Here is a 17468-nt window from a genome sequence, read left to right on the forward strand (position 1 = left end):
CTGCACGGAAAACGGGCCGCGGCCGGGCGGAAGCGGTGCAGGGATGCCACGGGCTCTGGCTTTCCGGCTAGCCCAGGAGAAGGCGCTGCTGGTCCCAGAAGCGCCACATGCGGTGCGCGACGAGGGTGGAAAGCGCCTTGATTCGGTCGCGCGGGCCGGCGACGCGGTCGGATCGCATAACCTTCACCGCGTGCGGGACGATCGACGCGGGCAGCAGCCAAGAGCGCCCGAGCCAGCCGACGACGGACTTCCCCTCGGATCGCCAGAGCGCGTAACTTTCCCGGTCGATCCTGCGCCATTTGCCGAGCAGGTCGCGCCAGGTCGCGCGCGCGGGGTGTCCCACCACCGCATTGGGCGCGTATCCGATGGTCATGCCGTTGCGCACCGCGCGCAGGCACCATTCCCGGTCTTCCGAGACGCCGGTCCCGAACGGACCGATTGCCGCCGCGGTCTCGGCGCGGCAAAACAGGTTGGCAGTGACGGTGAAGCCCTTCCGCTCGACATAGTCCCGGTTGTCGAAGGCGAAGACCCTCTCGAACGCTTCGGGGCCGGTCATCGCATCCTCCGCGCCGACCAGCACTTCCATTCGGCCACCGACGAGATCGAATCGCTCCAACATCGCAAGTCCTGCGGACAACCAGCCCGGCTCCGGTATGCAGTCGCTATCGGTGAAAGCGAGCAGGCTGCCGCGCGCGGCCACGATACCGGCATTGCGCGCAGGCCCGGCCCCTTTCTCCAGCGCGACCACCACCCGCGCCCGCCCGCGCACCAGCTCTTCGACTGCATCGCGACCGCATGGCGAATTGTTGTCGGCGACCACGATCTCCACCGCATCCTCGATCGACGCGGACTGGTTGCACACCGCATCGAGGCAGCGGCCCAGCCCCGGCAGATCGTCGTAATGGGGGATGACGACGCTTACTTGGGGGCGTCGCATGGTCATGCGCGAGCCCGCACCGGCTCGGCGCCGTCGTAATCGCTCGGCGTCCGACCCTCTTTCGCGTTCCATTCCGCGAGTCGGTCGACGCTGGGCTTGAATACGAGGTCGGGATTTTCCGCCACCAGCGCCCGCAGCTCAGGGATCGACATGGTCCACCATTGCGATGCTTCGAGCTGCGCGACCATGTCCGGAGTGAACCGGTCCTTGAGCTTGCGAGCCGGGTTGCCGACCATGATCGAGTACGGCGCGACATCCTTGGTGACGATCGCGCCGGCCCCGATAATCGCTCCGCGCCCGATGAATTTGCACGACGGCAAAATTACGGCGTAATGGCCGATCCAGATATCGTCTTCGATGACCAGGCAATCGTCCCAGTGGATGTCAGTGTCGACGACGCCGAAGCGGCGCTCGTAAAGGGCAGGGTGAGTCGTCAGCGCATCGTAGGGATGGTTGATCGGGACGTATCGGACGGTCCGCGCGATCGAGCAGTAACGCCCGATCTTCATTGGCCCGGGCATCCGCCACTGATCGAAGCAACCGTAGCTGTGGAGGCCTACGTCGATACGGAAGTGCTCGCGGAAATAGTCGCGCAGCTCGGTGCTGGTCGATTGCTTGCGGGACCACAGCTTGATCTTCAGCTTCTCGATCAATGTTCCGAACATCTGGCGCCCATTTCTCGGATTCCGGCTCCCCGGTGCGAGCTTGCCGCACGCAAGCCGCATGATTTCGATAAGCGAAGGACCCTTAGCCTCGCACCCATTGCGATTCGATGAAGAAGCCAGATGTGAAAAGGGGCCCCGAACGAATTCGGAGCCCCTTAGAGGTCTGACAATCCCGGCCCTGTTGGACCGAAAGTCTATCAGGCGTAGGTCAGGCGGGTCGAAACCTTGGCGGCCTTGCGACGCATGCCGAAGCCGATCGCGCCGAAGCCGAGGATCAGCATCATCCACGTAGCCGGTTCGGGAACGCCGCCGGCAGCAAAGATGATCGCGCCGTTATACGCACCGTCCGGGGCGGATGTGCCGGCAACCTGAATGGTTTGCTTGCCCGGCCCGACCTTCTGGGTAATCGTCTGTACTTCGGGATTACCCGAGTTGATCACGCCGAAGTTCTCGTTGTTCAGCTTTACGCCGTTCACCATGAAGTCGACGTTCTGACCGATCGTCTGGTAAACCGACTGAAGCGTCACGGTCAGCACGCCATAGCTCGGCAGATTGAACGTGAACACATCGGCGAAATTCGCTGCCGGATCGTTATTCCCGTATTCGCCCGTCGGGTCAGTCGACGTCGGCGGATCGATGTAAGGTGCCGCCATCGCCGTACCACTCAGGCCGAGGCCCAAAGCTACGGTCGAGGCTGCAAGCGCGCATTTCTTCATAAGTTTCATGGCGGAAGCTCCTGTTGAGGCCCCAATTCCGACTGACGCGATCCACCAACGCAGCAGTCTTCCCCAAGGCGATTTATTAACACCGCAGCAACCTTAATACCATTTTAAGGCTACAGTGCAAGGTGCCAATACGTTAGGAAGCACTCCGTTCCGAAGATTTGTTGCGCGATTACCAGCTCGAACGCAGCTGCCCGGAAGCCACGCGAGCACCCGGGAGCTGGCTAGATCGATCGCCATCCAAGCTTTCAAGCCAAATATAGGGTGCCAGAGCCTCTTCCACGAACTGCCATTCAGGCGCGTTCCCGGTTTTGAGCTCTTCCGGCGCTGTCTCGAAAAGGGACGATTTCGTCGCTTCATCGACCTCGGAGAGAGCGGGTTCGTCGAGCATTCCGAGCGATTGCATCGCCTTCCCGGCGACCTCGCCGAGCGTAGTCCAACCGATTCGGTCGGCAGCGGCTTGCACCGCCCGCACCCCTTTCGCGGACACCCTCAGGCGTAGCTCGCCGGCCGCCAGCTTTCCTGCCTCAACGATGTCGGGCTCGGTGACGATATCCCGTCCGTCCTGGCGTGCTGCCACGCTGGCATGAAGGCCTAGGAGCTGCGCTAGATAGGGAAGTCCCTGCGAATAGCCGATCAAGCGTTCGCGCGCCTTGTCGTCGAATCCCACGCCGGACTTTGCAGCCCCGTTCTGCAGCAGTTCCTCGACCTCCTTGGCACCCAGCGGATCAACTTGCAGACCGGTTAGATTGCGGCGAATCGAGGGAATGTGGGAAATCAGGCTGTTCAGGTTCGAGGCGACGCCCGCGATCAGGAACTGGATCGTCACGTTGCGATCCGACAGGTTCTTGATCAACTCGGCCAGCTGCTCGCGCATCCTCTCCGATTCGACGCGATCGAATTCGTCGATGACGATCAGCAGCTGCGTCCCGTCGAGTTTTTCTAGCAGACTGGTCATATCGGCTACCGTCACCGGACCTTCGCCCAGTTCGTCTGCGAAGGTCTGCCCCTCTTCGACGCGTGTACTGGTCGGCCCGTAATCGCGGTGGAACAGCAGCGGCACCTTGCGCGCCTGGCTGCGCATCAGGCTGTCGAACGTGGTGTCGGACCCGCACGATGCATAGACGACGCGATAATTAGCGTTCTCGGCGAGATCGGACACCATCCGCAGGATCGACGTCTTGCCGATGCCGCGGTCGCCATAGAGCACGACGTGGAGCCCCTGCAGCTCGATCAGGTCGATGAGCCGGGCGAGGATGTCGTGACGCCCGGCGAAGAGGTCGGGATCGGAGATCGGGTGCGAAGGGGTGAACGCCCGTCCCAGCCGGGCGATCGCCGCATGGCCGGAGGCGCTGCCAGCCGCCACCGCGGCGAATTGCGGAAACCGCGCACGGCGATCGCGATTCCGCGCCTGCTGCGACGGCACGCCGGCGAGGCGCCAGTGAACCCGGCTCTCGGCACCTTCCTCGTCGAAGGGTTCGCTCGTGTCCCCACCCGCGCTGTCGTTGGATGCGTCGTTTCGGAATATGCGTGAAAACCAGCCCACTGTCTTTTCATCCGGATTAAGGGTTGTCGTCGTGCGGTAACGATCCTGGGGAGTGCCCGTTTCCTCCCCGTCGGTGCGCATAGGGCTTTTTATCGGTTCGCGCGCTTCGTTTCCGCCATCCATCCATTTACGCGATCGAACGAGTAGCGGTTTTTCCACGAAATAGTGAATGGGCAATGAAATGGCGATGGCAGCCGCGATCAGGCCGACCTGGACCAGCCCCCGGCTCAGGCCGTTCGGGGGAATGCCCCGGATGCCCGACAGTAGGATCGTATCGAGCGGACCGTGTATGAGGTAGAGCAGGTATGACGCGCCGCCCAGCGCAATGAAGGCGCGGGGGAGGCGTACGCCCTCCATGCGGAGCAGTCCGTGCAAAATCAGGCCGAAGATCGCTCCCATTATCGCGACGCCCAGGGTCGCGCCGGGAGAAGTGTAGTCTTGCAACCCAAGCCTGCCGAGGCCCAGATTCTCCCGAAAGGCAAGATACACAACCATCGCCGCCAATCCCGCCAGCAGGGGAACCGGCGAGCGGCGGAACACTCGCTCGCGATGGATCAGCGACAGCGCGATCCCGAAGACGAAATCGAGCTGATAGGCCGAGAGGAAGAAGGCGGTCAGCCCGCCGACCTGGGAGCCTTCCACGGCCGCGAGCAGTTGGGCGAGGACCAGCATCAGGCACACCGCGCCGATCGCGGCGCCCATCCTGCGCGACAGGATCAGCAGGGCGAAGCCGCAATAGAACAGCAGGCCGTGCCGCAATGCCCAGACCACGTCCGGTATGCTCGGTTCGAGCGACGGGTAGGGAACGAGCGATCGTGCGATGGTCGAACCCTCGACCAAGGAGCCGATCGCCGTTTGCGCCGCCACCGCTGCCAAAACGGCCAGCCAGAGCATCGGGAACGCCCGGATCGTCCGCTTGGCCAGATACGGACCGATCGCCCGCGGCACCCCGATGTCGCGGCGATACGCTCGCATGACGAGGAAGCCGGAAAGGACGAAGAAGAAATCGACCGCGTAGGCGAGGCCGTCCATCCACCGGAAGGTCGCTGCCCCTGCGATTCCCGCGGAAACATTAGCGTTGAACGCTACCACGCACAGCGCGGCGATCCCGCGCGCCATCTCCAATGTGGTCAACCTCGGCCGCGACCGATCTGCCTGCGGCGCCCCGGCTAAAATGGCGTCTGGGGCATTCGCCATGGCCCGGCTAGCGTGATCGGAAAGGTTTCAGAACGATGTGCGTGTAAGCCAGGACACCGACGAGCAGTGCGACGGCGGGAATCATGTAGCCTTCGTTGCCGACATAATTCGCCAGTGCGCATCCCACCGCGGGCGGGAGATAGTGCCAGATCGTATCCGGCGGATTCTCCATCGAGGAGCGCTGCAGGAACAGCGTGATCAGGCCTGCGAACACCAGGACGGAGACCCAGTCGTAAACAGTTTCCAAGGGTCGGCGCTCCAAAAAAAGGCTCATCTACGGGTCGCTATCGCGACAGCGGGTTAATTAGAGACACCCGGCGGGCAGCGATAGTCGAATGCTCGCCGCGTACCGGGATATGACACGGTATGAAAAACGTCGGCGGGATCAGTTAGCAGCGTGGGGTGCTGTCTGGAAGGGTGGGCGTCGGATGCCCGCGCCGGGGAGAGGTGCCGACTAGGCGACGGTGCGGCCGACCATCATGCCGTACTGGCCGACGCGGATGTCGGACCGGATGATGCGGGCCGGATTGCCCGCCACTAGGGACCGGTCCGGCACGTCGCGAGAGACGACGGAGCCCGCCGCGACGATGCAGCGGTCGCCGATCCGCACGCCGGGAAGGATGATTGCGCCCGCTCCGATGAAGCAATTGTCGCCGATGAAGGTATCGACATGATGGGCGCGCACGAAATCGTGGGTGAAGATCTGCACCCGGGGCGTCACCATGGTGTAGGCGCCGATATGGATGCCCGAAGGATTGGTGAAATCGAGATCGGCCTTCAGCGAGATTCGCGAACCTTCGCCCAGCGTCATGCCCCAGACCTTCGTCAGGTACAGCCGCCGTGTTCCGCTCATCCTGCGATGAAGGAAAGTTCGTATTTTCTTCAGCACCATATCGATCCCGACCGCCCCTGCGCGACTGGCCTTCGCCAACCTTTCGCCACCGCGATATATCCATGTCGACGACTGAGCAAAAGCGGTGTCGGGCGCTGCCCCAAAGCGAACCGGTTGCGCCATTCCCCGAGGGCTGTCACCGCAGGCGCAATGGCGCTCCGCTTGTATCGAGGAAGACCGATCGATGACGCATTTCCAGCCGATAACAGTTTCGACCACCCCGTTCGAAGGGCAGAAGCCGGGAACCTCCGGCCTGCGCAAGCAGACCGAGGTGTTCCGGCAAGAGCACTACGCGGAGAACTTCATCCAGTCGGTCTTCGACACGATCAAGGATCGTAAGGGAGCCACGCTGGTCATCGGCGGCGATGGCCGCTTCCATAACCAGACGGTGGCGCAGACCGCGATTCGCATGGCGGTCGCCAATGGATTCGGACGCGTCGTGGTGGGGCGCAATGCCTGGCTTTCCACTCCGGCCGCCTCGCATCTCATTCGTAAACACGATGCGATCGGGGGCCTGATCCTGTCGGCAAGCCACAACCCCGGCGGTCCCGATGGGGATTTCGGCATAAAGTTCAATATCGCGAATGGCGGCCCGGCACCCGAGGCGGTGACGCAGGCCATCCACGCGCGCAGCGAAACCATCGCGCAATATCGCCTGATCGATTCGCCCGAGCTGGATCTGACGCAGCTGGGATCGCACGACCTTAACGAGACCATGATCGACGTGGTCGATCCGGTCGCGGACTATGCGGATCTGATGGAAAGCCTGTTCGACTTTCCCGCGATCGCCGCGTTGCTGGCGGATGGTTTCACTATCCGCATGGACGCGATGCATGCGATCACCGGGCCATACGCAATGGAAATACTGGAAAGGCGCCTGGGAGCGCCTGCGGGCAGCGTTATCAATGCGGAGCCGCTACCCGATTTCGGGGGCGGGCATCCCGACCCCAATCTGGTCCACGCCGAGCAACTGCACGACACCATGATGTCCGCCGACGGACCGGATTTCGGCGCGGCTTCCGACGGGGACGGAGACCGCAATCTGATCCTGGGCAAGGGCATCTATGTCAGCCCGTCCGATTCGCTGGCGGTTCTGGCGGCCAACGCGCATCTGGTCCCGGCCTTTTTACGAGGCATCGCGGGTGTCGCCCGGTCGATGCCGACGAGCCGGGCGGCAGATCGCGTGGCCGAGCGGCTGGGCGTAGAGGCCTACGAAACGCCGACGGGATGGAAGTTTTTCGGAACCCTGCTCGATGCGGGGAAGGTGTCGATCTGTGGCGAGGAAAGTGCCGGCACGGGCGCCGATCACGTGCGCGAGAAGGACGGCCTGTGGGCGATTCTGTTCTGGCTCAACGTCATCGCAGCGCGCCGCGAGCCGGTGGCGCAGATCATGGCCGACCATTGGCAGCGCTATGGACGCGATTATTACGCGCGCCACGATTACGAGGCGCTGGACACCAAGACGGCGCAGGCCCTGATGGGCGATCTGAAGGAGGGACTGGCTGATCTGGCGGGGACGCGCGCGGGCGAGCTGACCGTCGAGCGTGCCGACAGTTTCAGCTACAACGACCCGGTCGACGGCTCGGTGTCGGAAAACCAGGGTTTGCGCCTGTTCTTCACCGATGGCTCGCGTGCCGTCTTGCGGCTTTCGGGGACCGGTACGCAAGGTGCGACGCTGCGCGTCTATCTAGAGCGGTACGAGCCCCCGAGCGGACAGCTCGACCGGGATGTCGGGGAGGTGCTTGTCCCGCTGGCTGATGCGGTGGACGAACTGGCGGGTATCAAGTCGCGAACGGGGCGCGATGCGCCCGACGTGGTGACCTGAAGCGGTTCGGAGCCGCTTCGATACCTAAAAAATGAGAGCGGCGACACCCACGACGCCGCCGATGAGCGCGGCGATACCGACTGCGGCGGAGATCGCCCGCTCGATCGCGTAGGGGGAAGTGGCTCCCTGCTGCTCGAAGATGAAGGCCGCGTTCGCTTGATCGACGCGCAGACGCGATTCGATCAGCGCATGCATGTCGCCGACCGGGCCGCCGCTTGCAGAGAAATTGCCTGCGGGCCTTGCCGGGGCGGTACGTGGCGCGTGATCGACCGCGTCGTCGATATCGTATCGTGGTTGGGGAAGCGCCATCGCCGTAACTCCTTTTCAATCGGAGCTTGCGGCAAAGGCGTTTAGAACCGGTTAAGGGAACAGCGGATGGCTGGCCGGAGCGCCTCAGCCTGCCGAAGGCTCCAGAGCGCGAGGCCCGATCAGGACTGCGCGCTTGGAGGGGGGCACGGCCGACACCAGCCCGCTCAGGAAAGCGCCGAGCTCCTCGAAATGCGTCTCGCCGTCGTCGCGGATGAGCGACGCGCGGATCAGGACACCGTCGGGGATGATCCCCTTCATCGCCAGTTGCAGCTTGTCCGACCGTTGCGCCCCCGCGGTCTGCGGGAAGCGGGGCCCCATTCGCGTCCAATAGACGATGTCTTCCGTCCGCCCGGGGGCCTGCGCCACCAGGGCGACGGACGGTATCTCGCGTCCGGCGACAGGCAGGGTGAAGCGTTCGCGCTCCACGATGCGCATGCCCACGGCGGGGTAGCAGGTTTCCGGCCGGTGGAGCTGCAACGCGTCGGTCTGCGTCCCCCCATAGGCGATCATAAGGTAGATCTGCGCGCCGGTGGCCGCATTGACGTAACGCCGGGTCAACAGCTCGTCGTACAGCGTGTCGGTCAGGCTTCCCTCCTTGATCGGAACGACAAGGCTGGGGTCGTAGCTCGATTTCCACGCACCGAAGTTCTCCGGCACGAGAGCTTCCAGGTCCTGCCGACCGAGCAGGTTCATGCGGGTGCGCGGGGTCAGCCAGGTCGCCATGCCCAGCGCCCCGAACAGCAGCCCGCCGGCCAGCATCTCTCTGCGCGCCATGCTCATGCCGGGGACCCTTTGCGGAACAGCGTGCGCTGTAACAGCGCGTCGATCGCAATCATCATGAACAGCGCCATGGCGAACAGCGCGATGCCGGCGGTATTGTGGAGGAAGCCCTGCGCGACCGCGTCGCCGTAATGATAGGTGAGAAGGATCAGCACCACCACGCGGATGAAGTTCGCGAAGATCGCGATCGGCAGGATCAGGAGCACGAGCAGCGCGGCGTAGCGCCAGCTCGACCGGTGGAGTATGTAGATATAGAACAGCGTTACCGAGATCAGGCCGATGATCGAGTTCATTCCCGAACACGCCTGCTCAACCAGCAGCTGATATTGCGCGATGTAGATCGTGACCCCGCTGCGCATGACGGGATAGTCGAACATCTGCAGCAGGCTGGTGGCCGAGTACGAGATGAATTGCTGCAGGGGCGCGGTCGTTCTGTCGATGACCCATCCCGGCAGGGGAATGAGAAAGCACAGGTAGAACAGGGGAAAGGCGTTTCGCCGCAACGGCGCGAGGCCGATGAAAGCCGCCGCGATCGCCAGCACCGCACCATAGGCCGCCGCCGCCTCGACGCTCAGGAAATCATAGGCGCGCGAGAAGGTGTAGGCGGCCAGCGCAATCACTTCCAGCGCGATGAAGAACCAGAACCCGGCCGTGGTGCGGCGATCCTTTCCTAAAGAGGAAGCGGTGCTGAAATCGCCCTGGCTCAAGAGCCACACGCCCGTGGCGAGAACGATGGGGGCATGGGCCCCGGCTTCAGTCGACCACGCCTGCGTCGCCATGCGATAGAAGGTCGGGATCAGGAACAGCAGCACCGCGACGATGATGATCGCGTGCTGGCGGACAAACAGAGCCGCCCTGCCGACACCCCCCCGTGCCGGCCGGTCGATCGTGTCAGAAATCATTGAGATAGGTACCGAGCACTTCCGCGCGATTGACCCTGAGATCGTCCACCAGCTTGCGAATATCCTTCACATAGCTGCGGTCCTTGCGCGCCACGATCAGCGCATAGCGCAGGACATTGGCGATACGCAGCGCGTCGGAGCTCTTGTTGGCGGGCGGCGTGTCGATGATCGTGAGTTCGTAATCGCGCATGCACGCGCCCACGATATCCGCGAATCGAGTGGAGGAAAGCAGGCCCGATTCGCGCGAGGTGCCGCCGCTGTAGATGATCGACAGGTTGGGGACCACCTCGCGATGGACCACGGAACCCGGGCCGCGCTGATCAGTCCCCAGGCAGTCTAGCAGGCCGCCGCGGTCCTCGCGGGGGGTGAAATACCCGTCGATCTCCGGATCGCGCAAATTGGCGTCGAGCAGCAGGGTGCGGATTCCGGACATCGCCATGGCGCATGCGATGTTCGCCGCCATGTACGAACAGCCCGTGCCGTCGCTCGCCGAACAAAAGGCGATGCCGCGCCGATAGTCGTGCACATGGCGCGACAGGAGCTGCGAATGCAGCATCGAGATCGATTCGGCCTGTGTCGAGCCGGTGCGCGACAGCATGACGAGCCGATCGGACAGCTCGTGCCCCGGCGCTACGTCCTGATCGACAGGTATCGCGGCCGCGCCGGAACGCTCGTCCACCAGCTCACCCATGTTGGTATTTTCCATGTTCATGCTCGTATGTAACCTAGGGTGCGGCGAGGCGGGGCTGGAAGGTCAACAGGCGCGGACCGCGTCGCTCGTCTTCTTCCGGTTCCCGGCCCATTGCGCCCAGAATGGGGGCGTCGATCAGTTGCAGTTCTTCAACCCCGCGCACCTTGCGGCGCAGCAGTTCGATCAGCAGCGACAGCAGGACGCCGAATGCGAAGCCGGCTGCGAGCGCACCCACGACGATGAGAGGATATTTCGGAAATTCGCGCGACTGGGGCACCACCGCATCGCCGAGCAGGGTCAGCCCGGATTCGGTCGACTGCGCTTCCTGCTCGAGCTCGGCCGCCCGGGCCGCCGTTTTCTGATACTGGTCACGCAGCACTGCGACGTTCGTCGCCAGGCGACGGGCCTGATCGGCGGCGCCCGCCTTGCGCAGCACCTTCGCCTGTTGCTCGTTGTAAAGCGAATCGAGCGAGCGACCGCTGGTGACGACCTTGGGCGCGGCCTGCGTTTCGCGGGCCACCGCGGCGGCCAGCGCGGTGCGCTGCTGCCGCAATTGCTGCAGGTCGGGGTGGTTGGGGCCGAGCGTCTGCGAGGCGGCGGCGATCGCCGCGTCGATCTGCGATAGCTGCGCCGATGAGGGCGCGACGGTTCCGCCGGTCATCATCTGCGTCTCGCCGGCAGGGGCCGAGCCCGCTAGCGCGGCAAGGCGGGCAATGTCGGTATCGACGAGATCGTCGGTCAGGATGACGCCATTGGCCTTCTCGAAATTGTTCTTCGCCGCCTGGGCCGCCGCTAGCTCTTCGCCCACCTTCTGCGTCTGTTGCTCGAACCACGCAGCATTGCGGCGCGCGGCCTCGCGCCGGAACGCCAGCGTCTGTTCGACATAGGCGTCGCGCACGAGATCGGCCATTCGCGCCGCCGGTTCGGGCGACGTGCTGGAATTCTGGATCTCCAGGATGTTGCTGCCCTCGACCAGCCGCGCCGAAGTCCGATTGATGACGCGCTGGGCGAGCCACCGGCGGAAGTCCATATCCTCGCTCGCGCCGCTTTCCTTGTACTCGGCCGCGAGGATGGGCGAATCGCTCCAGCCCAGCTTGTCGGCGACTATTCCGGCCACGCGGTAATCGCTGATCAGTTCGATCTGCGTCTTCACGAAGGCGCGCGCCCATTGCGAGGCGATCACTTCACCGGTGATGGGGTCGGGCTTCACGATGTCGAGCATGACGCGCGAGGTCGCGACGTAGCGCGGTGGCATCATCCACGCCACGAACAGCGCTGCGAACAGGGCCCCGAACGTCGTGAAGGCGATCAGAAGACGCTTCGACCAGAGGATGCGGAAGAATTGGACGACGCTCATGCGGGAAATCCGTTCAATTTGGAGCGGTCAGAAGAACCGCTCGCCTACTTTGACGACGTCGCCCGCCTGGACGATGTCGTCGAGCTTGGTGTCATCGAGTTCTACGCCGTTGCGATAGACATCGACCTTCTTCTCCGATCCGAGCGAGGTCAGACCGCCACCGCGTGCGAGTGCCATGCGCAGCGACATGCCTTCCACTACGGGGTAGCTGCCGGGGGCATTGACCTGACCGTAGATGTAGAAAACCGGACGCTCCCCCTCCTCAACGCGGGCGACGTAGATCTTGTCGCCGGACTCCACATAGGGGTCCATCGCCGCACCGCCGGTGGCCATCTGCTCGACCGTGAAGGAAAGCTGTTCCCCGTTCTGGCGGGTCAGCGATACCGTTTCCGAACCATTGGGTCCGATCCCGCCGGCGCGGGCGATAATTTCGGAGAGGCGAAAATTACGGTTGATCGGCAGCAGGCCGGGCTGGTTGACCTGGCCGAGCACCGTGACGTAGCTGCTGGAATATCCGGTCACCACGACGTTGACGATCGGATTGGTAAAGTACCCGCCAGCCATCAGCTTCGCCGCGATCGCATCCTGCAGGCCTTGGGGCGAGAGTCCGGTGGCGCGGATGCTGCGCACATAGGGCAGTTGCACCGTGCCGTCGGGCTGGATCTGGACCTGCGTGTTAAAATCGGCCCGCCCGGGAATCGAGACCTGGATCGCATCGCCTTCGCCAAGGACATAGCCGTCCGGCAGAGGCACCGCGCCGCTCGTGGCGGGGGCAGGCTGTTCCTGCGCGGCGAGCGGCGAAATCGCCCCACCGACAGCCGTCAGCAGCAGCGCACACAACGCAAAGGCGCGAAAGATGCTAGCAATCACGTAAATGCTCCTTGCTCAGCGGACCAGCGCGATGCGACCGGTCAAACCGACGAAATATCCGTCGTAATCGAAAAAGGTGCCATTCGCGTTACGATTTTCGTATCCTCCGAACAGCGTGAAACTCAACTTCTGACTTGGCCGATAGGTCGCATTGGCCGTGACCGTCTGGAACTTGTCGTTCAGCAGCGCCCGGTCGGCGACCGGGGCCAGGAAACCGCTGTAGACATAGCGCCGATTTTCGAACCGGTAGCCCGCATCGATCGTCAGCCTTTCGTTGACGGCGTAATCGGCGGCCACGCCATACGACCCGGTGCGCGTATAAAGCGCATCGTTGTTTAGCGCAGTCTGAACGTCCTTGTTGATGTTGAATCGCAGCCGGGTGCGGGGCGTCGCGACAAGGCTCAGATCGAGATTGTAACCCGAACCCTGAAAGTCGCGGCTGACCGGAGCCCGCGAATCCACGTCGATGTAATAGTATCCGAACGAACCCGACAGGCGTGCCCCGATGTCGCGCGCGAACGAAGCGCCGTAGCGACGGACCGTATATCCATCCCGCTCGCCACCACTGAACACGCGATTGGGGAACGTCGTATCCTGCTTCGAGACATAGAGCGATATCTCGCCGATGGAGGGCTGGGTGTAGCCTACCCCGGTGCGATAGTTGTAGGTCTCGTAATCGGATGTCTGGCGCCGCAGATTGCTGTTGTCGCCGCGGCTGTAGCCGAATCCCCCTTGCGCCCGCAGGCCGATCGGCGGGCCGCAGGACAGGTCGGCGGAATAGGTCTGTTCGGATTGCGTGTTGTCCACCACCAGCGTGGGATCGGTGTCGAGTAACTGGTAACCCAGCTCGCTCTGTGCGCGCGAATAGGAAATCGTCGGGCTGACCCGGCACAGGCTGGCCTTGATATCGCCGGTCGCGTCCAGCGAAATCCGCTCGCTGTCGAGCCGCGTGTTACGGGTATGAAAATCGTAGCCGACATATCCGCTCAGCTGTACCGAATGCGGGCCGAAAGCGCGACGAAGCGCGATCGTTGCCGCCGGACTGATGATCTGTTCGGCCTTCACCAGGCCACGCTGGGCTGTCCGTTCGTCGCTCGAATTGGCGACATTGCTGTCATGCCGAAGCTGGAGCTCGAAGCCGAGCGACAGCATGTCGTCCTTCACGCTCTGGGCATGCGCGGCGGACGCCATGCATAGCGCAAGGGTTGCCACCGTCGCTCTCAGGATCGGTCTGTTCACTCGCACGTCCCCCGCGTTAATCCTGATTTCCGAACGGCGCCGCTCTTATAGGAACCATTTCGCCTTGGGAAGAACTCCGCGCAGCCTGTTCTATTTAGGTGCGTTTTACGCGCGCTTCATTACGATGCGACGCGCAGTGCCGATTGCTTCCTTCAGCTGGGCGGCGATCTTCTCTCTGGCCGCGGCCTTGCCCACCTGCAACCCATCCATGACCGGTACAGGTCGCCCCAGGGCCCGGGCCGCGAAGACTCGCGCCGCCACGCGCCGCTTGCGCCGCGCTTGCGCGGGCTGCATCAGATCGATCTCTCGGGCAGGAAGCGGGGAAACGTCCATCTCGTCGGCTGCGACGACCGCGTCGAGCAAGGCATCACCGGCAGCCGTCCGGCTCATGATCAGGCTACGCCCGTCCGCTTCGTCGAACTGCGGATAGCCGCTCTCGCCACCATACCATGCGTCCGCGCAAGCGATATCGGCGGTGCCGCCCACCGCATCGGGACAGATCTTGCAGCGGAACTGGACTTCCTTGGAAAGATGCGCGCCCCAACTGTCCTCGTACCGCATCTCGCCGCTCTTGCCCTGCTCGTCGCGCGCGACCGTCAGACCGGGCCAGCCTTCGCCGCGATAGCGGAAATGCACCAGCCGTTCGGGATCGAGGCCCATGGCGCGGGTGATGCGGTCGGCACCTGCGTGGCTGGGCAGACCGCCACAAAAGAAGGAGAGCTTTATCGGGAAGACCCGATCGACGCGTTCGTCCATCCTGACGAGTTGCCGCAGGGCCGAGACATCGCACGGCTTGCCGATGAAGACGGTCGGCCGTCCATCCGCCAGGTGATCATCGATCCGTTCCAGCGGCGACGAGGCGGCGTAGCGCGATCCCGACCCCGCCAGCACGTCCTCTGGCGTATCCGAAACGGTGATGACGTTGCGCGTGGGTCGCTCGGCATCGGGTGCGACGTGAAGCACGCGCTCCACCAGTCCGCTCTTCAAAGCATGAATGGCGAGCGCCGATATCGCACCGCCGGACGAGCCGCGGTGGCGAACCTCGGGGTCGGTCGCGAAGCCGGTCAGGCATCGGCGATAGGGCCCCCAGGACGGTTCCGTCGATCCGTCGGCGAAAATCGGTTCGTCCCAGCCGGCGACCTTCAGGCCTGGACAGCATTCACGAACAATCTTCTCCGCTTGTTCATCGAGTGGAGCGGTCTGCTGCGGGCGGCTGTATCCCGGTGCGCGGGTGGTCATGGAGACAGCTCCATCGCTCACCCCCGCGCACAAGCCGCACCCGGAACAGAGCGAGCCCTTCTCCACTCGCTGAAGGGCAGGAGAAGTCGTCATCGCGTGGAGGGCATCAAGGCGCCGAACTCGCGGCGGACGACGTCCCGGTAGCCGTCCATCAGCGCGTCGACCTTCGCCAGGCCGGCCTGCTCATCCGTGCGCAGCGTGTCGCGACGCGCGAAGGCGTCGAGCACGAAAGCGAACGCGGCATCTTCGTCCAGCCCGGTGACCGGCGTATACCACGAATAGCCCAGCAGATCGAACAACCCGGCGAACTTGCGACTATAGGCGATGGGCACGACCGGCGTCAGCGAAGAGAACGCGCCGATGCAGGCGTGCATGCGCCCCGCCACCAGGAAATCGAGACCGGAAATATAGCTCTTCGCTTCGCTCGGTCCGGCGAAATTGGGCACGCGGACGGTCCCCGGGAATTCCTTCGCCAACAGATCGGCGCGGTGGCCGTCGTCGTCCCGCTTGTCCCCTGCGCTGTTGGCATGGGTTATCAGGTGGACTTCGACTCCCTCCTCGCCCTGCCAATGTTCGATCAGCCGACGTTGAAGTGCCAAGTAATCATAGGAAAGGCCGAACCGGTTCTGACCGCTTTCGGCCTGATCGCACAGCAGGCCCGACGCATTGATGCCGACGCGGGTCTTGCCAGCCCTACGCTGGTGCGAGCGATCCTCGAACGGGAGCATGAAGGCGACGTCGACAGCCAGATGCGCGTCCGCCCCCGGCGCGATGTCGTTGACCGCCTGCAGGGAGGTGCGATCTCTCGCCACCACCGCCGCGGAATTGCGCATCACCTTGCGCGCGAAGGGTTTGTAGGCAGGTTTGGTGAAGGGGCCGATCGTCTGCGGGGCGAAGATGAGCGGCTTGCCCTTCGCCTGGGCGATGAACTTCGACAGCCACAGGAAAGCGAACCGCTTCGCGCCATATATGTCGGCGAAGCTGTCCCCGGCACCGATGTCGATCACGCAGTCGAGCCGGTCGAGCAGGCGCGCATACCCACCCGGCTTCAGCAGGCTGCGGGTATCGATCTCAAACTGCTCGACGTCGGGAGCGATAGATTCGGTAAACCCTTCGCGCATCGAAATGACGACGAAGCGGACATTCACGCCCAACTCATTCGCCACATCCCGGACGATCGCCATATTGGCGAGCGTCAGCGCTCCGACACCGAGATTCCCGGCTCTGAGCGAATGCCATAGCAGTCCGACCCGGAGGGTCACGTTATCCTGGCCCATCGGATCCTCCGACTGGTTTGCAGACTGGACGATGTCCGGCGATCAGGGAGTGGTAGAACCGCCAGCACCCGGCGTGGATGCAGTCGAGGGTGCGGGCGTCGCTCCGGGAGCCGCGCCTTGCTTGGTCTTGGGAGGCTGGAATTCCTTTGCGTACTTCACGTTGCCCTTGCGGCCTTCGACGATCTTCCCGAACGCGTTCATCGTCTGCCCGTTGACGCGCTGTTCGAACACCATTTCGCTGGCGAGCTTGGTCGCATCCGCGCCGGTGATCGGAATGGTCTGGCGCGAGCGAATGGCGTTGATGCGCACGCCGTTACCCTGCGGCATGATATAGACCGCGCCGACGCCCATGCCGGAGATCGCCTTGACCACCTCGGGTGCCAGCGTGATCGAATCCACCGCGCCCATCGTCGTGCGGTAGGTGACGCCGTTCGCGTTCAGCAACGCCTCGATGCCGGGCAGGTCGTCGATCGGCTCCATCTTCTTCACGAGATCGGGTGAAATCTGCGGAACGACCAGCTGCTCCACGATCGTCACGAAGCGGTTCTGGAACATTCCCGGATTGTCGGCGACAAACTGCTGCGCCTCCTCGGCGGAGGGCTTGGGAACCTTGCTCCGGATATCCTGCCGCAGCATGTTGATGAGCGCGATGTCCTGCGCCTTTTGCAACTCGATCGCACCGGCGGGCGTCTTGTCGAGGCCACGCTCGCGCGCCTCGTCAGCCAGCGCAACGCGACCGAGGATTTGGTCGAGCGCCTGGTTCGCCGCCGCCTGACGCTGGCTGGGGTCGATGTCGCCGAAGCCCGACATCTCCGCATTGACCTGCGTCTGGGTAATTTCCTGGCCGTCCATCGTGGCCGCGACCTGACCCTCCGGTTCGGCGTCGGAGCCACAGCCGCTCAGCACGCCGAGCATCACGATTGCAGGGATCAGTCGGACGAAACGCATGTAATTCTCCAACAGCCTGTATTGCGCCGCATTGCGAACGTTGCGATGGAAGCTGGGCCGTACAAGTAAAGA

At 63.6% G+C, this 17468-nt stretch carries 17 protein-coding genes; 1 reads left to right on the forward strand and 16 read right to left on the reverse strand.

The window, feature by feature from the left end; genetic code table 11:
• Nucleotides 1-67 precede the first annotated feature (67 nt).
• The 6 genes from MKP08_RS04780 to MKP08_RS04805 all read right to left on the reverse strand — a co-directional run bounded on the left by MKP08_RS04780 (nucleotide 68) and on the right by MKP08_RS04805 (nucleotide 5998).
• Entirely contained in the window at nucleotides 68-943 is an 876-nt protein-coding gene (locus MKP08_RS04780; RefSeq protein WP_241555118.1) for a glycosyltransferase family 2 protein, read from the reverse strand.
• Entirely contained in the window at nucleotides 940-1602 is a 663-nt protein-coding gene (locus MKP08_RS04785) for a CatB-related O-acetyltransferase (protein ID WP_306300121.1), read from the reverse strand. The genes MKP08_RS04780 and MKP08_RS04785 overlap by 4 nt, the downstream gene beginning before the upstream one ends.
• 197 nt (nucleotides 1603-1799) lie before the next feature.
• Complete coding sequence (locus tag MKP08_RS04790; protein ID WP_241555119.1) at nucleotides 1800-2327, reverse strand: FxDxF family PEP-CTERM protein; 528 nt, start codon at nucleotides 2325-2327, stop codon at nucleotides 1800-1802.
• Nucleotides 2328-2496: 169 nt separating this feature from the next.
• Nucleotides 2497-5004 carry an acyltransferase family protein gene (locus MKP08_RS04795; RefSeq protein WP_241555120.1) on the reverse strand — a complete coding sequence of 836 codons (2508 nt, stop codon included), beginning with the start codon at nucleotides 5002-5004 and terminating at the stop codon, nucleotides 2497-2499.
• 70 nt (nucleotides 5005-5074) lie between these two features.
• Nucleotides 5075-5314 (reverse strand): XrtV sorting system accessory protein, encoded by a 240-nt coding sequence (locus MKP08_RS04800; RefSeq protein ID WP_241555121.1) that lies wholly within the window; start codon nucleotides 5312-5314, stop codon nucleotides 5075-5077.
• Between the two features lie 207 nt (nucleotides 5315-5521).
• On the reverse strand, nucleotides 5522-5998 hold the full coding sequence (locus MKP08_RS04805) for a DapH/DapD/GlmU-related protein (protein ID WP_241555122.1): 477 nt from the start codon (nucleotides 5996-5998) through the stop codon (nucleotides 5522-5524).
• A gap of 145 nt (nucleotides 5999-6143) precedes the next feature.
• On the opposite strand from MKP08_RS04805, the gene MKP08_RS04810 reads away from it, so the two are divergent.
• Nucleotides 6144-7784, forward strand: coding sequence for an alpha-D-glucose phosphate-specific phosphoglucomutase (locus MKP08_RS04810; protein WP_241555123.1), 1641 nt, complete (start codon nucleotides 6144-6146; stop codon nucleotides 7782-7784).
• Nucleotides 7785-7808: 24 nt separating this feature from the next.
• Here the strand turns inward: MKP08_RS04810 and MKP08_RS04815 are convergent, their stop codons facing one another.
• From MKP08_RS04815 to MKP08_RS04860, 10 genes are all read right to left on the reverse strand, one after another.
• Complete coding sequence (locus MKP08_RS04815; RefSeq protein WP_241555124.1) at nucleotides 7809-8093, reverse strand: hypothetical protein; 285 nt, start codon at nucleotides 8091-8093, stop codon at nucleotides 7809-7811.
• An 84-nt stretch (nucleotides 8094-8177) separates the two neighbouring features.
• A complete protein-coding gene (gene epsI / locus MKP08_RS04820; protein ID WP_241555125.1) occupies nucleotides 8178-8873 on the reverse strand; it encodes an exosortase-associated protein EpsI, V-type in 696 nt (231 codons plus the stop codon).
• Nucleotides 8870-9775, reverse strand: a complete 906-nt coding sequence (xrtV, locus tag MKP08_RS04825) for an exosortase V (protein WP_241555126.1) — start codon at nucleotides 9773-9775, stop codon at nucleotides 8870-8872. Before xrtV ends, epsI begins: the two co-directional genes overlap by 4 nt.
• Complete coding sequence (locus tag MKP08_RS04830) at nucleotides 9765-10481, reverse strand: CpsD/CapB family tyrosine-protein kinase (RefSeq protein WP_241555127.1); 717 nt, start codon at nucleotides 10479-10481, stop codon at nucleotides 9765-9767. Before MKP08_RS04830 ends, xrtV begins: the two co-directional genes overlap by 11 nt.
• Nucleotides 10482-10500: 19 nt before the next feature.
• Complete coding sequence (locus tag MKP08_RS04835; protein WP_241555128.1) at nucleotides 10501-11823, reverse strand: chain length determinant protein; 1323 nt, start codon at nucleotides 11821-11823, stop codon at nucleotides 10501-10503.
• Nucleotides 11824-11850: 27 nt separating this feature from the next.
• Nucleotides 11851-12693: an SLBB domain-containing protein gene (locus tag MKP08_RS04840; RefSeq protein ID WP_241555129.1), complete on the reverse strand. Its 843-nt coding sequence runs from the start codon at nucleotides 12691-12693 to the stop codon at nucleotides 11851-11853.
• 15 nt (nucleotides 12694-12708) lie between these two features.
• Entirely contained in the window at nucleotides 12709-13932 is a 1224-nt protein-coding gene (locus MKP08_RS04845) for an outer membrane beta-barrel protein (protein WP_241555130.1), read from the reverse strand.
• Nucleotides 13933-14037: 105 nt separating this feature from the next.
• Nucleotides 14038-15171 (reverse strand): Coenzyme F420 hydrogenase/dehydrogenase, beta subunit C-terminal domain, encoded by a 1134-nt coding sequence (locus MKP08_RS04850; RefSeq protein ID WP_241555131.1) that lies wholly within the window; start codon nucleotides 15169-15171, stop codon nucleotides 14038-14040.
• Between the two features lie 89 nt (nucleotides 15172-15260).
• On the reverse strand, nucleotides 15261-16448 hold the full coding sequence (locus MKP08_RS04855; protein WP_241555132.1) for a polysaccharide pyruvyl transferase family protein: 1188 nt from the start codon (nucleotides 16446-16448) through the stop codon (nucleotides 15261-15263).
• Nucleotides 16449-16490: 42 nt separating this feature from the next.
• Entirely contained in the window at nucleotides 16491-17396 is a 906-nt protein-coding gene (locus MKP08_RS04860; RefSeq protein WP_241555133.1) for a hypothetical protein, read from the reverse strand.
• Nucleotides 17397-17468 lie beyond the last annotated feature (72 nt).

Origin of the sequence: Erythrobacter sp. LQ02-29, from assembly GCF_022576075.2 — a bacterium.
Taxonomy (GTDB): domain Bacteria; phylum Pseudomonadota; class Alphaproteobacteria; order Sphingomonadales; family Sphingomonadaceae; genus Alteriqipengyuania.

Bases quoted from the DNA above. Each gene is read 5' to 3' on its own strand.
- MKP08_RS04780 (WP_241555118.1), bottom strand. From the start codon at position 943: ATGACCATGCGACGCCCCCAAGTAAGCGTCGTCATCCCCCATTACGAC.
- MKP08_RS04785 (WP_306300121.1), bottom strand. From the start codon at position 1,602: ATGTTCGGAACATTGATCGAGAAGCTGAAGATCAAGCTGTGGTCCCGC.
- MKP08_RS04790 (WP_241555119.1), bottom strand. From the start codon at position 2,327: ATGAAACTTATGAAGAAATGCGCGCTTGCAGCCTCGACCGTAGCTTTG.
- MKP08_RS04810 (WP_241555123.1), top strand. From the start codon at position 6,144: ATGACGCATTTCCAGCCGATAACAGTTTCGACCACCCCGTTCGAAGGG.
- MKP08_RS04815 (WP_241555124.1), bottom strand. From the start codon at position 8,093: ATGGCGCTTCCCCAACCACGATACGATATCGACGACGCGGTCGATCAC.
- epsI (WP_241555125.1), bottom strand. From the start codon at position 8,873: ATGAGCATGGCGCGCAGAGAGATGCTGGCCGGCGGGCTGCTGTTCGGG.
- xrtV (WP_241555126.1), bottom strand. From the start codon at position 9,775: ATGATTTCTGACACGATCGACCGGCCGGCACGGGGGGGTGTCGGCAGG.
- MKP08_RS04830 (WP_241555127.1), bottom strand. From the start codon at position 10,481: ATGGAAAATACCAACATGGGTGAGCTGGTGGACGAGCGTTCCGGCGCG.
- MKP08_RS04835 (WP_241555128.1), bottom strand. From the start codon at position 11,823: ATGAGCGTCGTCCAATTCTTCCGCATCCTCTGGTCGAAGCGTCTTCTG.
- MKP08_RS04850 (WP_241555131.1), bottom strand. From the start codon at position 15,171: ATGACCACCCGCGCACCGGGATACAGCCGCCCGCAGCAGACCGCTCCA.
- MKP08_RS04855 (WP_241555132.1), bottom strand. From the start codon at position 16,448: ATGGGCCAGGATAACGTGACCCTCCGGGTCGGACTGCTATGGCATTCG.
- MKP08_RS04860 (WP_241555133.1), bottom strand. From the start codon at position 17,396: ATGCGTTTCGTCCGACTGATCCCTGCAATCGTGATGCTCGGCGTGCTG.